This is a genomic window from Hyphomonas sp. ske169 (genome assembly GCF_056850855.1).
On sequence record NZ_CP096146.1, the window covers coordinates 1,796,913 to 1,822,551 of the forward strand.

The following is a 25,639-nucleotide window of genomic DNA, read 5'->3' on the forward strand; positions in this document are numbered from 1 at the left end:
ACGAAATGATAGGCGCAGTTCTTGCGTAGCGCACAAGCGTGTCCCGAAATGGGTCGGGTCTTCAAGAACACGCCTGCCAAGTGGCTTCAAAAGTCACATAGAAGGGGAAAAAGAGATATGAAACTTTCTAAGTCGATTTTTGTCGGCATCGCCGCAGTCAGCCTGCTTCCGTTCACCGCGATGGCGGACGGCGACCAAACAAGCTGGGACGGCAAAGCCGCTGGTGAACGCTACGTCGTCACCGGAGACGCAACATCGGACCGCGCTTTGTCGGATGACGAAATTCGCGACATCATTTCGCGCTCAGGCGCAAATGGTGGCAACACGGACGTCCGCTATTTGGGCGGCTCCGAAGTAGCGATCGAAACCACGCTCTGCTGCGAGAATGTCGAAGAGCAGATCGAAACCCGCACAGAGATCGAAGAAACGACTGAATATGTCGATGCGGTCACCCGCCGCGAGATCACTCAGCCGGTTCAACGCACACTGATCCAGCCGATCACACAAGAAGTGCTGCAGGGGTCTGTTGAAGACATCACCGAAGATCGCATCTACGAAACCAATCGCTTGGCGACCCGCTATGAGCGCGATGAAGTTCCGGCCGTGGTTGAGAATTACATCCCACAAGTCACAACTGAAACCGTCGAAGAAGTCACCGAGACTTATTATGACGCGATCACGCGCCGCGAGATCATTCAGCCGGTTGAGCGCACAACTGTTGTGCCTGTTCAGCGCCGGATTATCCGCCCTGTGACAGAGACGATCACCAATGAGATCCGCTACGAGACGAAGACTGCTCCTGTTCAGCGCAACTCTGTCGCGATCCCAGCGACGATCGAAAACATCACTGAAGACATCACGACAGTGACGGAAGAGCAGATCACAGAACGCGTTGTGCCTTATATCGCAACCCGTAACGTCTATCAGCCGAAGACCGTGACAACCGTTCAACCAATCGAGCGTCAAATCCTGCGCGGTACGACTGAGAGCGTCACGCAAGATACGCGCTATGAAGAAGAGCGTCTTCCAGTTCGTGTTGAAACAGTTGCCGCACCACAAGTGGTTGAGACGATCACACCACGTGTCACAGAGCGGACTGTGTTGGAAGTTGAAGACGTGTATATCGACAATGTCACACGCAACATCATCCAGCCTGTCGTGGTCACGACGATCCAACCGGTCGTCAACGAAGTCCTCCAGGGCCGGACGGAAACTGAAACGCGTGCCACACGCTATGAGTCAGAAACGCTTGCCGGCAAGACTCATACAGTTGCGATCCCGGACACAGTTGTGAATTACATCCCGCAACTGACCGAAGAGTATCAAGAAGAGCACTCTGAGACTTATTTCGAGGCGGTTACGCATCGCGATGTCTATCAGCCGGTTCACCGCAAAATCATTCAGCCAGTTGAGATCCGTAAGGTCACTCCAAAAACTGAGACTGTGACGAACGCAACTCGCTATGAGACCGTTCGCGCAAGCTTGGTTGTGCTGAATATCGGCGCACCTTGCGACTGTCACTAAACCCATAATTGTCGGCACTTTGCCGACAATAGACTTGAAACGGGGCTGGCGGGATTTTCCTGCCAGCCCTTTTCTCTATCAGCTACTTGCGAAAACGGTCGGCGCATGCTGATACACGCGGCTGAAAGGTGGAACTGAGATGGCCGGACAAACACTCTACGATAAGATTTGGAACCAACATGTTGTGCGTGAAGACGCGGCGACGGGTGAAGCGCTCCTATTTATCGATCTCCACTTGATCCACGAAGTGACGACCCCGCAGGCCTTTGCTGGCTTGAGATCTGCGGGACGGGGGGTCCGGCGTCCGGATTTAACGCTGGCGGTGGCGGACCATAATACGCCTACCGAAAACCAAGGCTTAGGTCTCGATGGGGTCCGCGATGAAGCGGCGCGCAATCAGTTGGCGGCTTTGACCCGAAATGTTGAGGATTATGGGATCGAGTTCTTTCCCATGGGCCATATCAATAATGGCATCGTCCATGTTGTCGGTCCTGAGCAGGGCCGCACCCAACCCGGGATGACCATTGTCTGCGGCGACAGCCATACCTCGACGCATGGCGCGTTCGGGTCTTTGGCCCACGGGATTGGGACCTCAGAAGTCGAGCATGTTCTCGCGACACAAACCCTGCGTGCGCGAAAAATGAAGAATATGGCGATCGAGGTGAGCGGCACGCTCGCAGATGGGGTGACCGCCAAAGATCTCGCGCTTCATTTGATCGCCAAGATCGGCACCGCAGGCGGAACAGGCTATGTCATGGAATATCGCGGCGAAGCGATCCGGGCGCTGTCCATGGAAGGGCGTATGACCCTGTGCAATTTGTCGATTGAAGGCGGCGCCCGCGCCGGCCTGATCGCCCCGGATGACGTGACCTTTGAGTATATGAAAGGGCGTCCATCGACTCCGAAAGGCGGCGCCTGGGAAATTGCGGAACGGCATTGGCGCACGCTCCACTCTGATGATGACGCGGCTTGGGATGAAGTGATCGCGATCAATGGTTCGGATATCGAACCCACCGTCACATGGGGCACAAGCCCCGAACAGGCCATCCCCCTCTCAGCTTCTATTCCGAACCCAGCTTCGATGAGTGACCCTGTCAAAATGGCGGCTGCGGAACGCGCACTGGACTATCTGGGTTTAGAGGCCGGCGCCAAACTAGCGGGAACGCCGGTGCAGCGTGTGTTTATTGGATCCTGCACAAATTCTCGGATTGAGGATCTGCGTGCCGCGGCCGATGTCGCTAAGTCTGGAAAAGTAGCAGACGGCGTGCGGGCGATGATCGTCCCAGGCTCCGGCCTGGTTCGCGCCCAAGCAGAAGCCGAAGGATTGGATGAGGTATTCGCGGCCGCTGGATTTGAATGGCGTGAACCGGGTTGCTCCATGTGTTTGGGCATGAACCCCGACATCCTAGCGCCTGGCGAGCGTTGCGCTTCGACCTCAAATCGCAATTTCGAAGGCCGCCAAGGCCGCGGGGGGCGCACCCATCTAATGAGCCCGCATCTCGCCGCCAGAGCCGCAATCACTGGGGTCATCGGGGGGTGAAAAGAGTAAGCAAAGAACTTGCGATGGTTTTCTTCGGTTTGTTCGGAATACTCTTCTTGTTTGCGTCTTTGGGGTATGCATTCACATCCGTAGAGCCTTCGAAATTCATTACCTATAAGGGAAAATTACTGTCAGCAGAACAAGTGGCACCGACCAAACGCAGGCGATATCGCCTCATTCGGAGAAAAAGTCGGATAGAAGTTGGAATCCTCTACGATGACTCACATTTTGAGGTCCATATCATTCACTCATCCTTGAATCTGAAGAAACTTGAAGACATTCGGAATCGCTTGGATGCTGCTAAAGGCGAACCAGTCATCGTGAGCTTCCAACCTAATGACAGGACCGTAGCTGAGATTCGGACGCTCACGGGTGAAGTATTGATGCCCGTATCACAACTGAAAGAATCGAACAGATTCACAGCTACAATGCTCGCAATCTCGGGAGCTTTTTTCCTGGCAGTCGGAGTGTTTAGCAATTTGTTGCGAACAAGGGATCACCTTAAAAATGAATAACCTTCATGATTGGACTCCGCGAGAACGCCCGGGGCAATGGCCATTGACCGGAGGTCGCGTGGTGCTCGAGCCGGTCGATTGGGGCGTGCATGCCAACGGGCTGTACGAGGCGATTGCAGCGCCGGATATAGCCGACTTGTGGGACTTTATGCCCCTGGGGCCCTTCAAAGATCAGGCGCAATTTGAAAAAACTTTAACCCACGTTTGCGCTGATTTAGGTTGGGAACTGCTTGTCATACGCAGCGTTAAGGACGGCACTGTTCTCGGAATGGCGGGATATATGCGTATTCGGGAAAGTCATGGCAGTGCAGAGATTGGCTGCGTCTCGTTTGGGCGCGCGCTGAGGCGCACACCAGAAGCAACTGAAGCCATGTATCTGATGGCAAACCATGTTTTCGAAGAACTTGGCTATCGCCGATATGAGTGGAAGTGCCACAATGAAAACGCCGCTTCCCGAAGCGCTGCCGCGCGATTTGGGTTCCAGTTCGAAGGCGTCTTTCGCAATGACATGGTCGTCAAAGGCAAGAACCGCGACACCGCCTGGTTTGCGATGACGGATGAAGATTGGCCGGCCTTGAAATCAGCATTTGAAGCCTGGCTCGATCCGAGTAATTTCGATGCATCCGGTGAGCAGAAAAAGCGATTGGAGGCGTTCCGGTCATGATCACGTCGCTCGATCATTTTGTTTTGCTCTGTCCGGAGATCGAAGCCGCGACCGCCGACTATCAGACCCTGCTCGGCGAGGACCCAGTTTGGCGCGCTGAAACCGCCGACACCGCCTCAACCATATTCGCCGTCGGCAATACAGCCATCGAATTGCTCGCCCCAAACGGGGACGGCGAGACCGCGCAAAAATTACGAGACATGACGAAGGACGGCGCGCAGCTGACCTCGCTCGTCTATCGATCAGATGATATCGGCCAAGATCATCATGATATGGGCCGCCGCGGCCTCAGTCCCGATGAGATAACCGATGGCGCCAGCACGGATGAAAATACCGGTGCGGAACGATCATGGCAGCGATTCCGAATTCCGGATGCGGTAATGGCGGGGATCAAAACCTTCGTGCTGCAAACCGAAACGCCCGTCGTCGCAGCGCACCCCTCACCAGGCTCGGTCTCTGCGCTGGACCATCTGGTCATAAACACGCCAAATCCGGAACGTGCCGTTGCCAATTATGGCGCCAGGCTCGGCCTTCGCTTTGCGCTTGATCGCACAGCAGAGCAGTGGAAAACGCGCTTCCTCTTCTTTCGTCTAGGCGGGCTGACATTGGAAGTCATCAACCGGCTCGGAACCGAGCAAGACATGAGCGACCCGGACCAGATTTGGGGGCTGACCTGGGAAGCCCATGATTTGAAGGCGGCGCATGCTCGCCTTGTACGTACAGGGCTTGATGTCAGCGAAATTCGCACTGGCCGCAAACCTGGGTCTGAAGTGTTCACCGTGCGAAATGGCACGCAAGGCGTTCCAACCCTGTTCATCGCCCATTCCTCACGCTAGACAGCCGATATGAAAGCCTTCACAAAACTTCGCTCAACCGCCGCGCCCCTAATTGATAAGGGCAAGCTGATGGTAAATGTCGACACTGACATGATCATCCCCAAACAGTTTTTGAAAACGACAGAACGCGATGGTCTCGCCGTCGGCCTGTTCCACGAATTGAAGACTTTGGCAGATGGCTCGCCCAATCCCGACTTTGTTTTGAACAAGCCGCACTATCGCGATGCAGGCGTATTGATAGCGGGTGAGAATTTCGGCTGTGGCTCCTCGCGGGAACACGCGCCTTGGGCGCTTCTGGACCAAGGCATTACCTGTGTGATCGCGCCGAGTTTTGCCGATATTTTCTACAATAATTGCGGCAAGAATGGCATTCTCGCCATCGCGCTGCCGATTGAGGTTTGTGACGCTCTGGCAGCTGAAGCTGGCGGCAGCAATAGCGTGTTCGAAGTTGATCTTGAGACCAAAACGCTGACGACGCCAGATGGGGTGGAGCACAGTTTCGATTATGATGAAGGCCGACGCGAAAAGTTGCTCAATGGCTTGGACGATATTGCGCTGACCCTGCAAGCCGAAGACGCGATCTCGGCGTTTGAAACCCAGCGCAAACTGGCTACACCCTGGTTGGAGACCGTCTGATGAAATCCACGATCGCCATTCTATCCAGCGTGTTCCTGCTCAGCGCCTGTATCCCGGATATCATGAATACCAAACCCGAAGTGCGCGGCCTCGAAGGCGCTGCGCCCGTGCAGACCTTCACTGACCCCGAATCTGGCACTGAGGTCACGCTGCGCCCGGGCGGCAAGCTCAATCTGAAGCTCGATTCTAATCCGACCACCGGCTATTATTGGTATCTCAAAGACATTGATGCCTCAAAAGTCGATCAGCTCAGCGATGACTATTTTGCCGACCCGGCGCCTGAAGGCATCACCGGCAGCGGAGGGCACCAGATGTTCGTGTTCGAAGCGCTTTCAACGGGCAAATCTAATTTGGTCCTCTCTTATGAGCGGTCCCCACAAGATGTCGCCGAAACCCTGAAGCTAAAGATAAAGGTGGTGGAATGATTATCGTTGAAGGCAGCGCCAGCATTCCTGAAGGCGCCTGGGACAAAGCCGAAGCGGCGATGAAGAAAATGATCGTCGCCAGCCGGTTCGAAGAAGGCTGTATCGAATACGCCTATCGCCGCGATCTGATCGACACGAACCTCTTGCGGATTATCGAGCGCTGGAAAGACAAAGACGCGCTGATCAGCCATTTCGCTGAACCGCATATGGCGGAGTTTCGCCAAGCGCTGGCGGAAATTGGTCCGCAAGATCTAAAAGTTCGGATGTATGAGGCCGAGCCGGAACCCCTGCCGCTGTAAACGCCGCTCTATTGGTCGCAGTAGACTCCTTACCCACAACCTGGTCTATGGCGCGAAACTCGAATTTCGCTGGATGAGGATGCTATGAGCCAGACCCTGCTTTTGCTGCCCGGAGACGGGATCGGACCGGAAGTCACCGAACAAGCGCGACGGGTCGCGGAAGTGCTCGTCCCCGAGCTTCAGTTTACCGAAGACCTGGTCGGCGGCGCATCGATTGATGCCCATGGCGAACCCCTCACTGTAGATGCCATGGTCAAAGCTAAGTCGAGTGACGCCGTATTACTCGGCGCGGTTGGCGGCCCGAAATGGGCCGACGTCGATCGCCACCTACGTCCAGAAATGGGACTTTTGCAGCTTCGCAAAGGGATGGATACATTTGCGAACCTGCGTCCTGCCTTTTGCTTCCCCGCTTTGGTGGATGCCTCGAGCCTCAAACGCGAGGTGGTCGAAGGCCTCGATATTATGATTGTGCGCGAGCTCACCTCCGGCGTTTATTTTGGCGAGCCGCGCGGATTTGAGCGCGGAATTGGCGATAAGAGCTTTGGCTATGAAACCTCGCGCTACACCAAAGGCGAGATTGATCGCGTCGCGCGCGTCGCTTTTGAAATCGCGCGCGGTCGCCGCGGTGAGGTCGCCTCAACTGAAAAATCCAATGTCATGGAAAGCGGCTTGTTCTGGCGCGAAACCGTGATTGCGCTGCACGAAGCTGAAGGGGACGGCGTGGCCCTCCGCCATGTTTTAGCGGACGCCTGCGCGATGGAATTGGTCCGTGACCCAAAACAGTTTGACGTCATTCTGGCTGGCAACCTGTTTGGTGACATCCTCTCAGACGCAGCCGCAATGCTAACCGGTTCGATCGGCATGCTGCCAAGTGCTTCGCTGAGCTATGATGGCAAGCCCGGCCTGTATGAGCCCGTGCACGGCTCAGCGCCGGATATTGCGGGACAAGGCAAAGCCAATCCCTGCGCCGCGATCTTGTCGCTTGAAATGGCGCTGCGATGGTCTCTCGGGCGTCCTGAAGCGGCGGATAGATTATTTGCTGCGGTTGGCAAAGCGCTCGAAGCGGGCGCCCGCACTGGCGATCTCGGCGGCACACTGTCGACCAGCGAAATGGGCGACGCAATTATCGCCGCGCTTTAGTCGCGCAAAGAATAGCCCTCATCCTGAGCGAAGTCGAAGGACGAGGGCGGTGCAGCTCGGGATAGACATCCTTCGACTTCGCTCAGGATGAGTCGCGCGAAATCACTGATCCCCTCCCTGCCAACCTATTCAGCATTCGCATCCATAGCGAGAATGATCTGGGCATAGCCTTTCGAGAGGCGGCCCATATTCTCAACCGTCAGCCGCTCATTTGTGCCATGAAAGCCGGTGAGGTCTTCGGGCGACATTACCGCCGGCATGAAGCGGTAGACACTATCGGTGATCGCGGTCGCGTACCGTCCATCTGTTGCGCCAAGGACCAGGCCAGGCGCCACGGGTGCGCCGCTTGAATCAGCCGCCACCGCATACAGAACACCAAAGGCGAGATTGTCCATCGGACTGACCGGAGAGGCGCCAGCGCCGCGAATACCGGTGCGGCCATAGGTGATTTCTAGGCCTTCAATGTCTTTGGTGACCTCTTTGATATGCGCCAGAATGCTCTCTTCCGTATCCTTTGGGTGGATCCGGAAATTGATAATCGCGGTCGCGCGTTGGGCCAAAACGTTCTCTTTCGCCGAGCCGGTCAGCATAGTTGGCGCAGTGGTTGTTCGGATCATTGCATTTGCCGCTGGCGTCTGTCCGAGCGCACCTTTCAAATAGCCGCCAAACAGCCATTGATTGGCAAAGGCCATGCGTTGCACAAAGGGCATGTCTGCCCCGGTTGCTTTGAACAGGCCCGAGACCAGCGGGTTGTTCAAATCCGCGCTCATTTGGTTTTCATCCAGCGCGATCAAAGCCCGCGACAGGCGCACAGTGGCGCTATTGCGCGGCGGCGTCGAGGAATGCCCGCCTTCCGCGGTGACGGTCAGCTGGAAGGTCACATAACCCTTTTCCGCAACCCCAACAAAGGCAACCGTGCTGCCAGTAAGGGGATTGTTCTCAATCGCCATAAAGCCCTCATCAAGCGCCATGATCGGGGAGATGCCGCGAGACTTGAGCAGCTGAACGCCAGCGGATGCGCCTGAACCAGAGACTTCTTCATCATGGCCGAGCATGAGGAGGATGGTGCGCTTAGGCTGAAACCCTTCAAGCGCAAGTGCATTCAAAGCTTCGAATAGGCCAACCATCGAGCCCTTATCGTCAATCGCGCCCCGGCCATAGACATAGCCATCGAGGATATCCCCAGAGAAGGGATGCGCGCCCCAATCTTCTTCGGTTCCAATATTGACCGGTACGACGTCTTGGTGCGCCATGAGCAGCAGCGGATCCAAGCTCGGGTCACTGCCGGCCCAGGTATAGAGCAAACTATCGCCGCCCGGGATGGTCTCTTTGTTCGCCGCGGCGTGGAAGGCTGGATAGGTTTCTTCCATCCAGGCCTGCATTTCAAGCCAAGGACCTTCTTGGCCTTCCCGAGGATCGCCGGGCGCGACGGTGATCGTGCGGAATTGGATCGCTTCGCCGAGATGTTCAGCCGCCACCATCGCATCAAATTCGGGGACGTCTGGAAGCACAATCTCGCGCACATCTTGCGGGGCGCCGCCATAATTGAATGTGCGCACCAAAATGATGCCAATGACAAGGATCAGAACCCCGCCGAGCCCGAAAAGAACACGTTTGACCATGCTGGCCGCCTCCCAAATCTTTCCCAGAGTTTGGCGAGCAGAGCAGGAATTAGCAAGGATCACCTTGCGCGAGCTATGTCGCGCAGGACCAATCGACCCATCTAAGCGTTATAAAGGCGCGCGTTTAGTTGGCGCTGTTTGGGCAAGCGCAAGAGGGGCCACAATCCTTACACGCGCAAGTGCCTGTCTCCGCCTTTGGTCACTCCTGTGATTTCGAGTGCTGAGCCGACATAAGCGAGCGGCTTAAGTCGCCCTAAACCGGTCGCTGACGGTAACGCCGTCAGATGTAAGGCTTTGCATTTTTTCGACTTTGTTCCATGGTCCCTTAAGAAAGAGATTGGGGACAAGAATGCTGCTTCGCCGCGTTACAAAACACGTCAAAGATCAGAACTGGTTCGCAGTCGGGATCGACTTCGTCATCGTTGTGATTGGTGTCTTCATCGGTATTCAGGTCGCCAACTGGAATGAGGCGCAAGGTGATCGCCAGCGCGAAACTCTCATTCTTCAGAATATTGCGAATGACCTCCGATCCGACATTGCCAGTTATGAGACCGCATTGGATGGCGCGTATGGAAAAATTACGGTTATTAACTACACTCTGGAGACCGCGTCCGTCCAGAATGATAGAAATTTAAACTTTCTTTCCGGGATCGATGGCGTCGAATACGAGGAATTCGTGGAAGCTTACTTTGGCGGCCGTACGAAGGAATTCGATGACGCCGTCGGGACTTTGGATGGCGAGTTATGGGGATACTCCGTTCTTGTAGGTAATGCACAGCCTAGCACAACCGCATTTGACGTATTGGTGAGTGGCGGGGAGCTGGGTTTGCTCCAGGACGAGGGTCTTGTGCGAGATTTGCAAAATTATCGCTATCTCACCGGAGCATTGATCAAAGCACAAGATGTAACGTTACGACCCGCTCGGAATCGCGCGATAGACGTTGGGATAGAGCACGGCCTGTCTCCATACTATGGTTTAGAGAAGGCAGAATTTTTAAATTTAGTTGCGGAGAGTCCATCACTCATTGCCACCCTGCGCACTCAACTTGGTTGGGGGCAAGGACATTTGACGATGCTCGGCGGCGCTCACAACAGCGCCACGTCATTGCTGGAGCAGATAGAATTGCAATTAGGCGTCACTGAGGACGACGATACTTAGTTCGCTCGGCAGTCTTGCGAGCCGAATTGACTGCGAATGCGGCGCTAACCGAGAGGCCTTAACTCGCCCCAGAACCACCTCTTAGCTAAATGGCAGGAAGCGCTCTGAAATGGACTCTTAACTTCAGCCAGATCAAAGCGCGATCAGAAGAATCGCGAATTCGACTTCGCACCGAAACACAATCGTCAGAAAATTCTCGGCGCCGATTTCACTCGGCCATTAAGGCCTGATAGGCCGCCATCACCAGCGATAGGCCTCGCACATCGCCGGTCGTGCCTTGTTCCATCCGGTTCATGACATAGGAAATGCAGAGCCGCGCGTCTTGGTCGACAATCACGATCGACCCGCCATACCCGCCCCAATAAGCAATATGCTTGTTAGGCCCAAGCGGGGCAGCGGGATTGTTGAGTCCATAGCCCATGCCAAACATCACCGGGATGCCTAGAACCAAGTCCGTTCCATTCGATTGCGGCTCAAATATGCGTCGGGTGCCAGCTTCAGACAGGATCCGTTTGCCAAATGCCTCACCGCCATTGGCCATCGCGGTTTGCGCGCGGACAATGCTGCGGGCATTGCCATGGCCGTTGGCTGCAGGGATTTCAGCTTTGCGCCAACCCGGCTCCATCGCTCGGGTCGCTTCAATTGGCGGGTTGGCAAAAGTTTTGGACGCCACGGATCCATCATTGGCCGGGCGCACATTTTCAGGCGGCGGCGTGAGCGGTGAGATACGCGAGGCGTGCTCGTCTCCAGTGCCAATATGGAAATCAGCGCCCAAAGGTCCGGCAATTTCGCTTGCGAAAAAGGCGCCAATCGATTGGCCCGTCACGCGTCGCACGATTTCACCGATCAAATGGCCTTGAGTGAGCGCGTGATATCCAGAGGCCGTCCCCGGCTCCCACCACGGCGCTTGAGCGGCCAGTTCGCGGGTTATCCAGTCCCAGTCATACAAAGCGTCGCCTTCGACTTTCGTGTCCATGCCGGACAAGCCCGCCATATGAGATAGAAAGTGGCGGACCTCGACTTTGTCTTTTCCGGCCGCCGCAAATTCGGGCCAGTATTTCGCGGCGGGGGCATGAAGATCGACCTCGCCTCGATCCGCCAAAACCAGCAGGCTCATGGCCGCCATGGTCTTGGTGCTCGACCAGACATTGGTGATTGTGTTTTCGTCCCAGGTCTGGGTTTTGTCGCGTGACAAATGCCCCGCCCAAAGGTCGACCACAAATTCCCCTTCATGAGTGATCGCGACGCTGGCGCCAATCTCGTCATGGGCAGTGAAATTCGTTTCGAACGCGGTTTTCACGCCCGCAAATTTGTCGGCGCAATGGCCATGGATTTCTACCAATGTTTCCTCCTAATTGGCCCCTAGACGTCAGGACGCCAGTGTTCCGGCGCGAGTTCAAATCCTGAAAATTCAAAGCCCGGCGCCACCACGCACGAGACCAGTGTCCACGCGCCAAGGCTCTCTGCGGTTTGCCAATGATTGGCGGGCACGGTGAGCTGCGGCCGCTGTCCGGCGCGGAGATCAGGCCCCAGCACATGCGCCGCTGACCCTGTGCCGTCCGGCGGCGACAGGGTCAGCGCAAGCGGCCCGCCAGCGTGCCACAGCCAATGCTCTTCAGCATCGACGCGGTGCCAGGCCGATACTTCATCAGCTTGCAAGAGATAATAGATTGCAGTTGAGCTTGCGCGCTCGTCGCCGGGGCTGCGATAGGTTTCGGCATAATGTCCGCCTTCGGGATGGGCTTTCATGCCGAGCAGGCGAATAATTTCACTAGCGCCAAAGTCCCCCGACAGAGCGACCACTAGAACCGATCCTTCCGCCCACGAATCTCGCCAAAGGTCGCAGCGGCATCCCCAGGATGACCCATCGCGGCTTGCAATTCTGGCACGTCAGCGCGGAGGAAAGGATTGGTGTCTAGCTCGCGCGAGAGCTGAATTGGCACCGTCCGCTCCCCACGGCTTCGCTTATCATCAATCTCGGCGATGTAGGACTTTAGCGCGGCATTGCCGGTTTCGATCGTTTCAGCAAAACGGGCATTGGCTTGGGTATATTCATGCGCGCAATAGAGCGTGGTTTCAGGCGGCAGGGCTTTGATCGCCATCATCGAGTTCCACATCATCGGCATATCACCTTCAAACACCCGGCCACAGCCAAGCGCGAAGACTGCATCGCCGACAAAGGCTGTCTTCTGATCCGGCATATGAAACGCAATATGGCCAAGCGTGTGGCCCGGAACATCAATGATCTTCGCAGTCATGGCGCCTAGCGCGACCGTATCGCCGCCGCCAACCGGGCGATCAATGCCCGGGATTTTCTCAGCTTCGCCTTTTGGACCAATGATTGTGCAGCCCGTGGCCTCTTTGATTTTGAGATTGCCGCCGGCATGGTCCGGATGCCAATGGGTGTTCCAGATCGCAGTGATGGTCCAGCCTTGGGCCGCTGCCTCCTCCAAATACTTGTCAGCATCTGGCGTATCAATCGCTGCGGTTTCCCCAGAAACCGGGTCGTGAGCGAGATAGCCATAATTATCACTTAAGCAGGGGAATTGATGTATGGTCAGCATGATCCCATCTCCTGGGTAGAAACAATTGAAAAGACTAGAGCCATATGCGCCAGCCCGCGGCAACCCTAGAAGCCTTTTACGCAACCCGTCTTGGGCAATGCGCCGCGCGTTTGATGTCAGAACGAATGACGGATCTTTGGGGCAATTGCGACGGTCAACGGGTGCTCGGGATAGGATTTCCTAGCCCGCTTTTGCCGCTTTGGCAGGCGGAAGCTGCATGTTGTCTCGGGGCGGTTCCAGAGGAGATTGGCGAGGTTCGATTATCGATTGAGCGCGGCCAGACCTTATGCGTTGCACCGGAACACAGATTGCCTTTTCCAGAAGGTCTATTTGATCGGGTTTTCTTGCTGCATGCTTTGGAAGAAGCTGACAGCCCAAGACAATTATTGCGTGAAGCTTGGCGCGTTCTAGCGCCCGAAGGACGGATCGTGGTGGCCGTTACCAATCGCCGCAGCTTATGGTCATTGGTAGATAGCAAACCGTTCGGGCATGGTCGGCCGTGGACGCGCGGGCAATTGGTGCGGTTTCTGAATGACAGTCTGTTCCAAGTCACCGCCTCGACAACCGCAGTCCACATGCCGCCGCTTGATTGGCGCTTGATCACCGCCGCTTCGAAATCTTGGGAGCGCGCGGGCGAGCTCGCTTTGCCGGGTCTCGGCGGCATTGTTTTGGTGGAGGCGGTCAAACGCCTTTATTCAAAACCAAGTGGAAGCGCGGCGGCACCGGTCACAAAAGCTGTAAAGGCGAGCAAACCCAAGCCTGTCATGCCTAGAAAACTAGCAGGGCGCATCCGCGCTGACGATGGCGAAAACCTTAGAATTGACGTCACATCTCAAGCCAGTACCAGTACAACAAATTCTGCAATCGGAGGCGGGCCAACATGAAACTCGTAACAGCTATTTTCAAACCAAGCCGTCTGGATGCTGTGATTGACGCGCTGGGTGAGGCGGATGTGTCTGGCCTCACAGTCTCAGAAGTTCGCGGCTATGGCCGCCAGCAGGGCAAAACCGAAGTTTATCGCGGCGCCGAGTATGAAGTCCGGTTGTTGCCAAAGGTGAAGGTCGAAGTGGCCTGCGCTGCTTCACAAACCGAACGCGTCGTCGAAGCGATTACCAATGCCGCCAATACAGGCACAATTGGCGATGGGAAAGTGTTCGTGGCTGATCTCGAAACCATCGTTCGAATTAGGACAGGCGAGCGCAACGAACAAGCGATCGGCAACTAAACTCGATCTCAGACAATTATTTCCTCGTAATCGCGGGGTCATGGCTTAAGTCGTGACTTCGATTGATAAGAGGCGAGGTATGAAAGTCGCAATCATTGGGGCAGGCTTGGCGGGTTTAACCCTCGCCAGCCGACTAGCGGCGCGCCACGATGTGTCCGTGTTTGAAAAAGCGCGCGGTCCTGGCGGCCGGATGTCGACGCGCAGAGCTGATCCATACGCGTTTGATCACGGCGCTCAATATTTTACCGCTGAAACAGACCGGTTCCGAGCCTTCTTGCAGCCGTTTCGCGAGACAGGATCGATCGCACCATGGCCGGAAACGGTCGAGCTGGTTGGTGGCGCGCGCCTCTCGAGCAAAGAGAAATGGGTTGCAGCCCCAGGGATGAACGCGCTTTGCAAAAAGCTCGCAGAAGACCTGTCGCTCCAAACTCAAGTTCACGTAGAGCGCCTCAAGCGCGGGCCAGACGGTTGGTCTCTGATCGATTTAAACGGCGCCAAGATTGGTCCGTTTGATTGGGTCGTCTCAACCGCGCCCAGCGCTCAAAGTGCAGCTTTGTTGCCCAAGAATTTCACCGGTCAGTCAGAGCTTCAAAAAGCAGAGATGATGGGCTGTTTCGCGCTCATGCTCGGGTTCGAATCCCCGCTGGATTTAGCCTGGACGGCGCTGAAATCTGGCACGCCGCCGATTGGCTGGATGGCGATCAATTCCGATAAGCCAGGCCGACCGACGCCTTGTTCGCTCTTGATCCAATCCGACAATGAATGGGCGGAGGCGCATTTGGAATCTGATCCAGATCAAATCCGCGCAACGCTTTTAGAGGCTGCGTCTTCGCTCGCGGGCACAGATCTTTCCATTGCGCCCCACCAAGCCATGCATCGCTGGCGCTATGCCGCGACAAGAAAGTCAACGGACGCGCCGTTTTTACTGGACTCGGAATTGCAACTCGCCGCCTGCGGCGATTGGTGTCTCGGCGGCAAAGTCGAAGCGGCTTTTTTAAGCGCATCAGAGCTTGCAGATGAGTTTGACACCCTTTCAGGCACTTGATTTTCGCGCCTGTTCCCGGCAGGTCAGCTAGCTCAATGATGGAGACCAATGATGACCGGCCCTAAAGCGCTGCCGAATATCCTGGAAATCACGCCCTGTAAAGGCGGCCAAAAACTGGTTGGCGCGCATAAGCTTTCCTCCAATGAGAACCCGCTTGGCTGCAGCCCGGCGGCGCAAGCGGCCGTGATCGAAGCTGCCAAACATATGGAACTTTATCCTGACGGAGCGGCGAGCGCATTGCGCGAAGCGATTGGCGCCAAATACGGCATCGAGCCTGACCGGATTGTTTGCGGTGCTGGCTCGGATGAAATCTTTCAGCTGCTCGGTCGTGCTTATCTTCGGCCCGGCGACAATATCGTGCAAAGCCAACACGGCTTCTTGGTCTATCGCCTGATCGCTCAACAAGCTGGTGCCGAAACCCGGAGCGCGCCTGAGATTGACCTGACGACCAATGTCGACGCAATGCTCGAACAGGTCGATGCGAACACCAAAATTGTCTTCCTCGCCAATCCGAACAATCCAACCGGCAGTTATATTCCTTATTCCGAAGTGAAGCGCCTGCACGCCGCCTTGCCGGAAAATGTCTTGCTGGTTCTGGATGGCGCGTATGCCGAATATGTCCGAAAGAACGACTATAGCGCCGGAATGGAACTGGCTGGAGAAATGCCGAATGTGCTGGTCACCCGGACATTTTCCAAGATTCACGGCCTGGCGGCGTTGCGCCTCGGCTGGGCCTATGGGCCAGAAAGCGTCGCGGATGCTCTGAACCGCACACGCGGTCCGTTCAATGTCAGCGCAGTTTCGCAAGCGGCCGGCATAGCGGCTTTGAACGACGACACGTTCATGGCCAAATCGGTCGAGCATAATGAGGCTGAGCTGGTTCGGGTGAAATCCGCGGTTGAAAAGGCCGGGTTCAAAACCTTCCCCAGCGTCGGAAATTTTGTGTTGATCGAGTTTCCTGAGGACGCTGGCCGAACCAGTGCCGAAGCCGACGCGTTTTTACGCGGCGAAGGGATCGTGATTCGCGACGTGAATGTTTACGGATTGCCGACCTGCCTTCGTGCCTCAATCGGCACGGTTGAGCAGAATGATGATTTGATCGCCGCGATTGAGAAATTCTCGAAAAGCTAATGGCCGATCCTGAGTTTAAACGCGTCGCCATTATCGGGATTGGCCTCTTGGGGTCATCGATCGCGCATGCTGTGAACGCTTATGGCGGCGCTGAACACATCTCCTTGTGGGACAGTTCAGAGGACGTGCGCACCCGCGCGAAACGCGTTGTTCCGGGCGAGGTCTTTGACACAGCCGAAGGCGCGGTCATGAATGCCGATTGCGTCATCCTGTGCACGCCCGTTGGTGTTTTAAAAGAAGTCACGGCGCAGGTCGCTAGTCACTTGTCGGTCGGAGCGATCTTGACCGATGTCGGCTCGGTAAAAGCGAAAGCCGCGGCCGACATGGCAGAGGCGTGCCCCGAAGGTGTCCATCTTATCCCTGGACACCCGATTGCAGGGACTGAGAAATCTGGTCCGGAAGCAGGCTTTGCAAGCCTATTCCAAGAGACGTGGCACATCCTAACGCCGCGAAAGAACGCATCCACCGAATACAATGCAGCCGTGGCTCGGCTGACCGCGTTTTGGCAACGGCTTGGAGCGAAAGTTGAAACCATGGGCGTGGATCGACACGATCGCGTGCTCGCCATCACATCGCACCTGCCGCACTTGATTGCTTACAATATCGTTTCGACCGCCTATGATATGGAAAGCGTCGAGCAAGGCGAAGTGGTCAAATATTCTGCGGGCGGCTTCCGCGACTTTACGCGGATCGCCGCATCAGATCCAACCATGTGGCGCGACGTGTTTCTCACCAATAAGGATGCTGTGCTCGAAACCTTGGGCCGGTTCAGCGAGGACCTTGCTGCCCTGCAACGCGCCATTCGTTGGGGTGATGGCGACATGTTGATGAAGGAATTCTCTCGCGCCCGCGGGATTCGAAAAGCGATTATTGATGCCGGTCTAGATACGGCGGAAGCCGATTTTGGGCGCCGCCACATCGATCTTGACCAAGAAGAGTGAACGGGCGCCGCTCCCCTTTAAAACGCCGCCCGTTCCTAAGCCGCAATTAAGCGACCCCTTCGCGCTGAGCATCGTGCGCCTACGGACGTGCACATCAACTCTCGCGGTCGGACGCCTGCGGATCTTAGCGATACTCGATCACCTCACCTGTCCCCGTCCTGTAATAAGCATTACAGGAAGCAAGATGAATGAACGCGTTGTAATGTGTTAGCGACCGTTCATTTTGAGTTGTGTTCTGTTCAGGTTCATTTGGACGTGCTGAAATGCACGCGTCTCAGATCGGGAGAGGAGGACGAGCTTATGATGAAATGGGCTGCGATTTCAGCTTTGGCATTGGTCGGCGCCTGCGCGACACAATCGCCATACGGACCGGCCACCCGCGATGGCGGCGCTGGCTATTCTGTCTTACCGATCGAGAATAACCGTTTTCGCATCACCTACACGGACACCAGTATAGAACTGGCACGAAGTAGAGCCTTAAGGCGCGCGGCCGAGCTCACACTAGAGCGCGGAGATGACTGGTTCCAAATCGTCACCGCCTATAGCGACACGGGCGAACTCTCTGGCGGCGGATCGTCTGTCTCGATTGGCGGATCTGGCGGCTCAAGCGGCCGCAGCAGTGTCGGAGTCGGTGTCGGGATTGCGCTCCCGCTCGGCGGCGGATCGAGCTCGGTCGAACATGTGATGGAAATCGTCACCGTCAGCGGCGCTAAACCAGACAATCCGGACGCTTATGACGCATCTGATGTCTTAGCCAATCTAGGCGGCGCTTAAGCCGCCGGGAGCCTCTGGAAAGCTAAACGCGCAGGCCTGTTTTGTCGCGATAGATGGTCAGCAGGTCTAATTGGCTGTCGGTCGGGTCACCTTCAGCTTCTGATATCGCCACCAGCATGCCATCAAGATCGACCAGCTCTTTCGCGGTCATGCCAGGTGATTGGCGCACAAAATCGGTCATCTTGGACATCACCACATGGCTTGCACCGCCATTCCGAGACAGCCAACCTGCTTGGCCAATCAGCGCATTCGCATCAGCCTCATCGAACTCGAAATGATGCATCACCTCACCGCGGATCGCAGCCTCCTGGCGCTCGGTCAGCGTCCCGCGGGCTTGCGCGATCTCTAGCATTAAGATGGTTGCGGCTTCGCGCGGATCATCGACCACCGCCAAACCGCCTTTGCCCGTTTTATTCTTGAAACGCATTTTACGCGGCAGGTTAGCAACAGTTTCAGCGACCTTGCGGCCATCCTTGGCGACTTCCTGCAGCGCTTTTATGCGCCAGTACCACACCGCTATGAACCCAAAAAATCCGATAAGGATCGCAAGAAACTGCATCAATGCCGCCCGTTCAATATTAAGCTATCGTAACCGCAATCCAACATGGATTGAAGTCAACTATTGGCTCTGTCATGATCTTGGCATGACTTTGGATGAATACAATGACTTTTGTATGGCGCTTCCGGCAACAAGCCGGGTTGTGCAATGGGGCGGCAGTCATGTCTGGAAGGTTGGCGGCAAAGTCTTCGCCGTGGCCGGATGGGGCGATGAAGATGTCTTTGCTGTGACGTTTAAAGTCACACCACTCTCGTTCGAGATCTTAAGTGAGCAGCCAGGTCTACGCCCCGCGCCCTATCTTGCCTCGCGCGGGATGAAATGGATCCAGCATTATGCAGCGCCCGGCCTGAAGGATGAAGATCTCAAGGCCTATATAGAAACAAGCCACCGGCTGGTCGCCGATGGCTTGTCTAAAAAGAAGCAAAAAGAACTGGGTCTTTTCGTCGCCTAGTTTATTGGCTCCCGCCACCTGCGTCAGCGGCTAGGCCTTCAGCATTGTGCGCTTGTTGTACGACATAGGCGCGGATCGCTTCGACCTCGTCTTCTGACAATACATCTGCAAATGAAACCATGCCGATGGACTGCAAATTGCCGTCAATGAGGACGCCTTTCCAGGACTCTGCATTCATTGTGTAAGCCGACCAACGCAGGTCTGGAAGAACGCCTGAGCTTGCCGCGAACGGCCCGTGGCAGACCGTACAATTACGTGCATAATGGATCAGACCTTCTGCGAGTTGGCCTTCAGTGCCAAACTGCTCCGCTTTCGGCGTCGCCTCGACCATGGCCACGTCGAGATCTGCGATGGCGCCGGTGCCACCGAGCTTAAAGGTGACGACTTTACCAACTGAAGGCGGCACTGCATCGGGCGCAGCGAGCGCGCCAGTTGCAAGCAGATAAGCCGAGCCCCATCCGGTCGTAATGGTCACATATTGTTCGCCATCAATTTCGAATGTGCCAGGACCTGAGGCCGCACCGGACTTCACATCTTGAACCCAAAGCTCTTCGCCGGTCGCAGCATCATAAGCCGCGAACTCGCCGTTCAATTTACCTTGGAAGACGACCCCGCCTGCGGTTGAAAGCACGCCGCCATTCCACGGACCGTCATGCTCAACTGTCCAACGCGCTTCTTGCGCAACCGGATCCCAAGCAATCAGACGGCCTTTCAGGCCCGAGCGTAGGAATTTGGCAACTTCACCCGGAAGGACTTGCGGCACGCCAGCGGCGAAATCTGCGCCCGTATTCCACTTCGAAGAATTGTCTTGGAAGCGCAGATCCGTAGCATAGGCCTGCGGAATTTCCTGAGCCGGAATATAAGCCAGGCCAACATCCGGATTGAATGCCATTGGATGCCAATTGTGCCCGCCAAGCGGGCCAGGGGTCTGCAAGTATGGGATTTCAGAATAGCGCGCGTCTGGCACCTCAATCGGGCGACCATCCTCAGTCAGCCCGGTGGCCCAATTCATCGGCACGTAATTATTGCCAGAGATGAACTCACCCGTCGTCGCATCGAGAACGTAGAAGAAGCCATTCTTCGGGGCTTGCATCACAACCCGCCGATCAGCGCCATTCGCGCCCAAAGGCAAAGTGGCAATGATTAGCGTTTGGGTTGCCGTGTAATCCCAATTATCGCCCGGCGTGGTCTGGAAGTGCCACTTATATTCGCCGCTATCAGCGTCGACGGCCACGATGGACGAGAGGAAGAGATTGTCGAGACCCGACGGGTCGCGAAGCGTTTGATTCCAAGGCGAGCCATTGCCGACGCCAAAGATCACGGTGTCATTCTCTTCATCGTAGATAATAGAGTCCCAGACGGTGCCGCCGCCGCCATCGGTGGTCCAAGCCCCCGTATCGCCCCAAGAGACATTTCCGATCGTCTCAAAAGCACTGTCAGAGGCCGCGCCATCTGGCTGTTTGTCAGCGCTCGGAACGGTATAGAAACGCCAAATCAGTTCGCCGGTTTCCGCATCTAAGGCGTTAAGGTAGCCGCGCACCCCAAGCTCTGCGCCGCCATTTCCGATCAGGACTTTGCCATCGACCACGCGAGGCGCGCCGGTAATCGTATAAGGTTTGGACTGATCCACGGTGACTTTCGACCAGATCCGCTCGCCCGTTTTCGCGTCGAGCGCTTCGACGCGGCCATCAATCACGCCAAGGTATAGCTTGCCTTCATAGACGGCGACGCCGCGATTGACGACGTCACAACAGGCGTTCACACCCACGGCTCGGTCAACATCGGGATCATAGACCCAAAGTTCTTCGCCGGTTTTTGCATCCAAAGCGTACACGATAGACCAAGCCGAGGTCACATACATCACGCCGTCAATCACAATCGGGGTCGATTCCACGCCGCGCGAGGTGGCGAGATCATAGGTCCAGGCCACACCGAGATCAGCGACATTTTCCTTGCTGATGCCGGTGAGCGGCGAATGCCGGGTTTCTTCCCGATCAAATCCATAGCCGAGCCATTCAGCCGGCGTCGCTGCCGCATTGTTTAATCGGTCGTCTGAGACGTCTGCAAAAACCGCCTCTTCTGTCGAAGTTTCGGCGGTTGCCGCAGTATCGCTGGCATCGGACGCTGGGCTCTGTTCGCCTGAACAGGCGGTCAGCACAAATAAAGACGCAGCCAAACCGGCCGCAATGTTTAGCGGTTTCATGAACGCTTCCTCGTTTCCTCACTCTGGGCGTCTGACGCGCCGTTTTAGGGTTCTTACACTAGACGAGATCGACGTCCAGTCGAGACACGACCCAGCGGCAAGTGTCGAAACTGACAAAAAACGTGGTCACATTTTTGATTTTCAGCCGTCCCTGGCCGACCGCCTTGGTCAAAGGCTAAACGCTTAGAGCGCGGCTTTCAGATCCGATTGAGCTGCCTCAATCGCCGCGGCAATCAGAGATTCCCATTCGCTGATCGAGCCAGCGGTTTCAGACCCGCTTGGAAACGACACCGATCTCGACGCATTCACGCAGCCGCCTTCACCAGACACAAAACTAACCACCGCCTCGGATGCGCCAGCGCCTTGAGCGCCATAGCCCGGGACGAGAAACAAAGCTCTAGGCGCGAGCGCGCGGAGTTTGCGCGCTTCATCTGGCCCCGTCGCGCCGGTCACCAACATCAGGCCCGACCACCCGCTCTCACCCTGTAAGCGTTCAATCATTGGCGCTAGGTTTTCAACCACGCGCGCATAAAGCGGCGCGCCTTCAAGATCTCGCGCCTGATAGTCTGCATTTCCAGGATTGCTAGTCCGCGCGAGGACGATGACGCCTTTTCCTGAGGCCTCGGCCACGCGCACGTGCGGTTCAATTGTATCAAGGCCCATATACGGGTTCACGGTCAGCGCATCACAGGCAAATGGCGCGTCTTTCGCGAGATAGGCGGCGGCATACCCTTCCGCTGTCGAGCCGATATCGCCGCGTTTGGCATCCGCGAGCACCAAAAGGCCAGCTTCCTTCGCCGCGTCGCAAACGCGCGCTAAAGCGCGCATTCCTTGCCAGCCATGACGTTCAAACAGCGCCACTTGCGGCTTAATGATACCGGTCCGGCCTGCAGCGACCTTAACCAGTGCGATGCCCCATTTCTCGAGGCCTTCAGGCGTATCTCCGCCAAATAAGTCAGGGATTCGGCCCGCATGAGGGTCAATCCCAACGCAAAGCGGGCCATGCGCTTTCGCGGCAGCAACAAAACGATCAGCGAATGTCATGGTCTACTCATCTACGCTGCAAGCGACTTTGACCACCTGCAAATTGCGGCGCGCATGATCGGCCTCATGGCCATAGGTCGATGCAGAAAATTCCCGTGCAGGCTCTCCCAGTGTCTGGGCGCCCGTGGCTTGAATGAACGCCGCAACGGCTTCTGGTGCGGCCGTGTAAATCCGTCCCCGACGTGCGCTTTCGGCAACGATCACGCCGCGCACATTGCCGTCTTCATCATAGACAGGGCCGCCGCTTAAGCCGCCGAGCGAGCCCATCAATCCCCGCGTGCGGCCGGTTTCCGCCCAAGCTAAAACCGATTCGCTGCTTGACCGGCGGCCGCGCGAAATCAGGTTCGACCGCGCCAAAAGCCGAGAAGCCGCCTCGCCAGGCCGGCCTTGCGGATAGCCGACATGGAACCCGTAAGAGCCAATGGTGAGATCATTCTGCGTATTCATCGGCGCCGGGTTGGGGCTGGTTTCAGTCTCGATCAGGGCGAGATCAAATTGCTCAGATACGATGATGCTGCGTGCGGGGTCGTACTGGCCAGGCGCGACCAAGAGCGAGACATCATTGCAGCCGTCAACCACATGCCGGGCGGTTAGCCATTGGCCTTGTCCATTGATCGCGAAAGCCGTTCCGATGCCGTTCTTTGGGGCTGTCACCTGAACCAAGACCCGCTCATCAAAGGCTGAGGGCGGCGGCAACATCGCGCCTTCTTCCTTGATGGCTTCAGGCGGCGGCGGCGGCGCATCATCAGAGCCACCATCAAAAATTGCCCACAGGACGACGCCGAGGACGAGCGCGTAAATGACCCAATCCGGGATCAGTCTCAGCACAATCAGTCGCTCCTCTTACACGCGTCCAAGATTCGGATCCCAAAGACCGGCAGCGAGCAACAGCGCGACGGAAATTTTCGCGGCGATCAACACGATCGCGGCTCCGGCCTCGTCATTTTGAATACGAGTGGGAATATCGCGCAAAATCATGTCGATAATACGGTAGGTCAAAAGTTGCAGAAGCAAGGCAACAGTGCCCCAGAGGAGAAGGTCGACCAAAGTCAGGCTCGATGCCAAGCAGGAAGCAATCGGGATGGCGAGTCCCGCAATCGCGCCTGCGAGTGCGAGGCCCGCTGCGCCATTTCCGCCGCGCACCAAAGCCAGCTCTTTCCAAGGCGTGAGCAGAATGTAAATCGTGCTCGCGACCAGCAGCAAAATGCCTGCTGTACCCGTCATTAAGAGAAAATCTGGGAAGCCTTGGCGAAAAGATTCAAACGTTGCCGTCATGGGTAAAAGTCTCGCCTATTAAGCCATCTCTAATTGCTCTAACCAAGGCCGGTGCAGCACTCAAGATGAAAGGACGCAAAATGCTTAAGGGAAAGACCGCGCTCGTCACCGGGTCGACCAGCGGAATTGGGTTGGGAATCGCCAAAGCCCTCGCGGAGCAAGGCGCCGATATCGTCCTCAGCGGCCTCGCCACCGACTCAGAAGCCGAGGCGCTGAAAGATGAAATCGCCGACACTTATGGTGTAAAGGCTGGCTTTTCCGGAGCCAACTTGACCGATCCAGATGCGATTGAAGGCATGATGGGCTATGTCGCGCGGGACTTTGGCGGCGCCGATATTCTCGTCAACAATGCTGGCGTGCAGCACGTGTCGCCAATTGAGGACTTCCCCGTATCGCGATGGGATTTGATCATTGCGCTCAACTTATCCGCTGCATTTCATACAACCCGGATGGCGATCTCGGGGATGAAAGAGAAAGGCTGGGGGCGCATCATTAATACCGCATCCGCGCATGCGCTGGTCGCGTCGCCTTATAAATCAGCTTATGTCGCGGCCAAACATGGGATTGCCGGCCTGACGAAAACGGTCGCCTTGGAAGGGGCTGAGCATGGTGTGCGCTGCAATGCGATTTGCCCGGGCTATGTCTACACGCCTCTGGTGGAGGGCCAGGTCGCCGATACAGCAAAAGCACGCGGCATTACCGAAGAGGAAGTCAAACGCGATGTCCTCCTTGCGGCCCAACCGACCAAAGAATTCGTCACAACCGAACAAATCGGCGCCTTCGCGACTTTCCTATGTTCTGTCGGTGGAGACGGTATCAATGGCGCCATATTGAGCATGGACGGAGGCTGGGTGGCACAATAATCCGGTTACGGATGAAACGCCTGCCTTTGATCGATAAAACCTATTGCATAGCCAGCTGTAATTGGATCACGAAATGACCGTTCATATGATTGATCTCACTTCTGTAATCCGTTAGCCAGCGAGTCGATTGGGCGTCAATCGAGCGAGCTTCGGAGCTTTCATGTCACTTGCTGGTTATGAGATTTTCGCCCTGATCGGTTTTTTCTTTGCCGCTTATGCCGTCATCGCAAATGACTCGATCCAAACGCTCGGGACATTCCTTGCCTCAAACTCGCACCGGCCTTGGTGGCTCCTTTGGATGTTCGCTGCTGGGATCATGGTGGCGGCGCTCGTTTTCCAACTTTTCTATGGCGGCGGCGACATCGCCGATGGGAAGCTGAACAAAATTCCGTATCCAGAAGGCGGCATTGAATGGTGGCACGCCCTGCCGCCCATCGTGCTCTTATTCCTCACCCGTTACGGCATTCCTGTGTCGACGACATTCCTGGTGCTTACCGTTTTTGCCCTATCAGGCGGCTCGGCAACCGAAGGCGTTATGGGCAGCATGCTGATCAAATCGCTGACCGGCTATGTCGTTGCGTTCGCGGCCGGGGCTGTCGTGTGGCTGCTCATATCCCGCATGTGGGAAGTCTGGGTCGGGCGTACGCGAGACGGTGACGAACGCCTGCATCCGATGTGGACCGTGTTCCAATGGGGCACGACCGGCTTTCTCTGGTGGACTTGGCTGTTACAAGACTTTGCCAATATTTTCGTCTTCATGCCGCGCGAGCCGGTCTATGCTGACGATGGCTCAATCGCGATGATGGTGTTCAAGCCAGAGATTATCATTGGCGGCGCGCTCTTAATGGCCGCGATGATGGCCTATATATTCAAGACCCGCGGCGGTGAAATCCAAAAGATCGTCCTGTCGAAAACCCACACAACCGATATCCGTGCGGCCACGATTGTCGACCTGATTTACGCGATCGTCTTGTTCTATTTCAAAGAACTCAACGATGTGCCGATGAGCACGACTTGGGTCTTCCTTGGCTTGCTCGCGGGTCGCGAAATGGCGATTTCCTTTGTCACGGCCTTGCGAGAACGCGGTGCCGCCCTCGTGGATGTCAGCTCAGATGCGGGCCGCGCGCTGATTGGGCTCATCATTAGTGTGATCTTGGCCGTCGGCATGCCTTGGGCCGCGACCGGGCAAATGCCAAACTTCTAA

Annotated in this window: 27 protein-coding genes; 18 read left to right on the forward strand and 9 right to left on the reverse strand. The window is 56.2% G+C overall.

Going from position 1 to position 25,639, the window contains the following annotated elements; genetic code table 11:
• Window positions 1-117 precede the first annotated feature (117 nt).
• From MY069_RS08675 to leuB, 8 genes are all read left to right on the forward strand, one after another.
• The gene (locus MY069_RS08675) at window positions 118-1,524 is read left to right on the forward strand and encodes a hypothetical protein (RefSeq protein WP_482793380.1); all 1,407 of its coding nucleotides are present in this window, start codon (window positions 118-120) and stop codon (window positions 1,522-1,524) included.
• Window positions 1,525-1,663: 139 nt separating this feature from the next.
• Window positions 1,664-3,064 (forward strand): 3-isopropylmalate dehydratase large subunit, encoded by a 1,401-nt coding sequence (gene leuC / locus MY069_RS08680; RefSeq protein WP_482793381.1) that lies wholly within the window; start codon window positions 1,664-1,666, stop codon window positions 3,062-3,064.
• Window positions 3,065-3,571: 507 nt separating this feature from the next.
• Window positions 3,572-4,243 (forward strand): GNAT family N-acetyltransferase, encoded by a 672-nt coding sequence (locus MY069_RS08685; RefSeq protein ID WP_482793382.1) that lies wholly within the window; start codon window positions 3,572-3,574, stop codon window positions 4,241-4,243.
• A complete protein-coding gene (locus tag MY069_RS08690; protein WP_482793383.1) occupies window positions 4,240-5,079 on the forward strand; it encodes a VOC family protein in 840 nt (279 codons plus the stop codon). Before MY069_RS08685 ends, MY069_RS08690 begins: the two co-directional genes overlap by 4 nt.
• Before the next feature lie 9 nt (window positions 5,080-5,088).
• The gene (leuD, locus tag MY069_RS08695; protein WP_482793384.1) at window positions 5,089-5,715 is read left to right on the forward strand and encodes a 3-isopropylmalate dehydratase small subunit; all 627 of its coding nucleotides are present in this window, start codon (window positions 5,089-5,091) and stop codon (window positions 5,713-5,715) included.
• Window positions 5,715-6,140 (forward strand): protease inhibitor I42 family protein, encoded by a 426-nt coding sequence (locus MY069_RS08700; protein ID WP_482793385.1) that lies wholly within the window; start codon window positions 5,715-5,717, stop codon window positions 6,138-6,140. Before leuD ends, MY069_RS08700 begins: the two co-directional genes overlap by 1 nt.
• On the forward strand, window positions 6,137-6,439 hold the full coding sequence (locus MY069_RS08705; protein WP_482793386.1) for a putative quinol monooxygenase: 303 nt from the start codon (window positions 6,137-6,139) through the stop codon (window positions 6,437-6,439). Before MY069_RS08700 ends, MY069_RS08705 begins: the two co-directional genes overlap by 4 nt.
• A gap of 84 nt (window positions 6,440-6,523) precedes the next feature.
• Window positions 6,524-7,579, forward strand: a complete 1,056-nt coding sequence (gene leuB, locus MY069_RS08710) for a 3-isopropylmalate dehydrogenase (protein WP_482793387.1) — start codon at window positions 6,524-6,526, stop codon at window positions 7,577-7,579.
• Window positions 7,580-7,704: 125 nt separating this feature from the next.
• Here leuB and MY069_RS08715 read toward each other — a convergent pair whose 3' ends face one another.
• Window positions 7,705-9,201, reverse strand: coding sequence for a M20 family peptidase (locus MY069_RS08715; RefSeq protein ID WP_482793388.1), 1,497 nt, complete (start codon window positions 9,199-9,201; stop codon window positions 7,705-7,707).
• A 349-nt stretch (window positions 9,202-9,550) separates the two neighbouring features.
• On the opposite strand from MY069_RS08715, the gene MY069_RS08720 reads away from it, so the two are divergent.
• Window positions 9,551-10,360 carry a DUF6090 family protein gene (locus MY069_RS08720; protein ID WP_482793389.1) on the forward strand — a complete coding sequence of 270 codons (810 nt, stop codon included), beginning with the start codon at window positions 9,551-9,553 and terminating at the stop codon, window positions 10,358-10,360.
• A gap of 208 nt (window positions 10,361-10,568) precedes the next feature.
• Here the strand turns inward: MY069_RS08720 and MY069_RS08725 are convergent, their stop codons facing one another.
• Genes MY069_RS08725 through gloB form a run of 3 tightly spaced genes read right to left on the reverse strand, consistent with a single transcriptional unit; the run spans window position 10,569 to window position 12,924 of the window.
• Window positions 10,569-11,702 carry a serine hydrolase domain-containing protein gene (locus tag MY069_RS08725; protein WP_482793390.1) on the reverse strand — a complete coding sequence of 378 codons (1,134 nt, stop codon included), beginning with the start codon at window positions 11,700-11,702 and terminating at the stop codon, window positions 10,569-10,571.
• A gap of 20 nt (window positions 11,703-11,722) precedes the next feature.
• Window positions 11,723-12,163, reverse strand: a complete 441-nt coding sequence (locus MY069_RS08730) for a cupin domain-containing protein (RefSeq protein WP_482793391.1) — start codon at window positions 12,161-12,163, stop codon at window positions 11,723-11,725.
• Window positions 12,163-12,924 carry a hydroxyacylglutathione hydrolase gene (gene gloB / locus MY069_RS08735; RefSeq protein ID WP_482793392.1) on the reverse strand — a complete coding sequence of 254 codons (762 nt, stop codon included), beginning with the start codon at window positions 12,922-12,924 and terminating at the stop codon, window positions 12,163-12,165. Before gloB ends, MY069_RS08730 begins: the two co-directional genes overlap by 1 nt.
• 44 nt (window positions 12,925-12,968) lie before the next feature.
• Here gloB and MY069_RS08740 point away from each other — a divergent pair, with 44 nt between their 5' ends.
• From MY069_RS08740 to MY069_RS08765, 6 genes are all read left to right on the forward strand, one after another.
• A complete protein-coding gene (locus MY069_RS08740; protein ID WP_482793393.1) occupies window positions 12,969-13,808 on the forward strand; it encodes a class I SAM-dependent methyltransferase in 840 nt (279 codons plus the stop codon).
• Window positions 13,805-14,149 (forward strand): P-II family nitrogen regulator, encoded by a 345-nt coding sequence (locus MY069_RS08745; RefSeq protein WP_482793394.1) that lies wholly within the window; start codon window positions 13,805-13,807, stop codon window positions 14,147-14,149. Before MY069_RS08740 ends, MY069_RS08745 begins: the two co-directional genes overlap by 4 nt.
• Before the next feature lie 79 nt (window positions 14,150-14,228).
• Window positions 14,229-15,194 carry an NAD(P)/FAD-dependent oxidoreductase gene (locus tag MY069_RS08750; protein WP_482793395.1) on the forward strand — a complete coding sequence of 322 codons (966 nt, stop codon included), beginning with the start codon at window positions 14,229-14,231 and terminating at the stop codon, window positions 15,192-15,194.
• Between the two features lie 51 nt (window positions 15,195-15,245).
• Window positions 15,246-16,325: a histidinol-phosphate transaminase gene (hisC, locus tag MY069_RS08755; RefSeq protein ID WP_482793396.1), complete on the forward strand. Its 1,080-nt coding sequence runs from the start codon at window positions 15,246-15,248 to the stop codon at window positions 16,323-16,325.
• Window positions 16,325-17,266 carry a prephenate/arogenate dehydrogenase family protein gene (locus MY069_RS08760; RefSeq protein ID WP_482793397.1) on the forward strand — a complete coding sequence of 314 codons (942 nt, stop codon included), beginning with the start codon at window positions 16,325-16,327 and terminating at the stop codon, window positions 17,264-17,266. The genes hisC and MY069_RS08760 overlap by 1 nt, the downstream gene beginning before the upstream one ends.
• A 300-nt stretch (window positions 17,267-17,566) precedes the next feature.
• A complete protein-coding gene (locus MY069_RS08765) occupies window positions 17,567-18,040 on the forward strand; it encodes a CC0125/CC1285 family lipoprotein (protein WP_482793398.1) in 474 nt (157 codons plus the stop codon).
• Between the two features lie 22 nt (window positions 18,041-18,062).
• On the opposite strand, the gene MY069_RS08770 is transcribed toward MY069_RS08765, so the two are convergent.
• The gene (locus MY069_RS08770) at window positions 18,063-18,599 is read right to left on the reverse strand and encodes a hypothetical protein (RefSeq protein ID WP_482793399.1); all 537 of its coding nucleotides are present in this window, start codon (window positions 18,597-18,599) and stop codon (window positions 18,063-18,065) included.
• A gap of 85 nt (window positions 18,600-18,684) precedes the next feature.
• Here MY069_RS08770 and MY069_RS08775 point away from each other — a divergent pair, with 85 nt between their 5' ends.
• Window positions 18,685-19,050 carry an MmcQ/YjbR family DNA-binding protein gene (locus MY069_RS08775; RefSeq protein ID WP_482793400.1) on the forward strand — a complete coding sequence of 122 codons (366 nt, stop codon included), beginning with the start codon at window positions 18,685-18,687 and terminating at the stop codon, window positions 19,048-19,050.
• 1 nt (window position 19,051) lies between these two features.
• On the opposite strand, the gene MY069_RS08780 is transcribed toward MY069_RS08775, so the two are convergent.
• The 4 genes from MY069_RS08780 to MY069_RS08795 form a co-directional block, all read right to left on the reverse strand.
• Window positions 19,052-21,253 carry a PQQ-dependent dehydrogenase, methanol/ethanol family gene (locus MY069_RS08780; protein WP_482793401.1) on the reverse strand — a complete coding sequence of 734 codons (2,202 nt, stop codon included), beginning with the start codon at window positions 21,251-21,253 and terminating at the stop codon, window positions 19,052-19,054.
• A 183-nt stretch (window positions 21,254-21,436) separates the two neighbouring features.
• A complete protein-coding gene (gene pyrF, locus MY069_RS08785) occupies window positions 21,437-22,297 on the reverse strand; it encodes an orotidine-5'-phosphate decarboxylase (protein ID WP_482793402.1) in 861 nt (286 codons plus the stop codon).
• Window positions 22,298-22,300: 3 nt separating this feature from the next.
• Window positions 22,301-23,125 carry a S1 family peptidase gene (locus MY069_RS08790; RefSeq protein ID WP_482793403.1) on the reverse strand — a complete coding sequence of 275 codons (825 nt, stop codon included), beginning with the start codon at window positions 23,123-23,125 and terminating at the stop codon, window positions 22,301-22,303.
• A gap of 15 nt (window positions 23,126-23,140) precedes the next feature.
• Window positions 23,141-23,572 (reverse strand): DUF350 domain-containing protein, encoded by a 432-nt coding sequence (locus MY069_RS08795; RefSeq protein ID WP_482793404.1) that lies wholly within the window; start codon window positions 23,570-23,572, stop codon window positions 23,141-23,143.
• A gap of 80 nt (window positions 23,573-23,652) precedes the next feature.
• Between MY069_RS08795 and MY069_RS08800 the strand changes: the two genes are divergently transcribed.
• Together MY069_RS08800 and MY069_RS08805 are read left to right on the forward strand one after the other, a co-directional pair.
• The gene (locus MY069_RS08800) at window positions 23,653-24,435 is read left to right on the forward strand and encodes a 3-hydroxybutyrate dehydrogenase (protein ID WP_482793405.1); all 783 of its coding nucleotides are present in this window, start codon (window positions 23,653-23,655) and stop codon (window positions 24,433-24,435) included.
• A gap of 160 nt (window positions 24,436-24,595) precedes the next feature.
• Window positions 24,596-25,639 carry a hypothetical protein gene (locus MY069_RS08805; RefSeq protein ID WP_482793406.1) on the forward strand — a complete coding sequence of 348 codons (1,044 nt, stop codon included), beginning with the start codon at window positions 24,596-24,598 and terminating at the stop codon, window positions 25,637-25,639.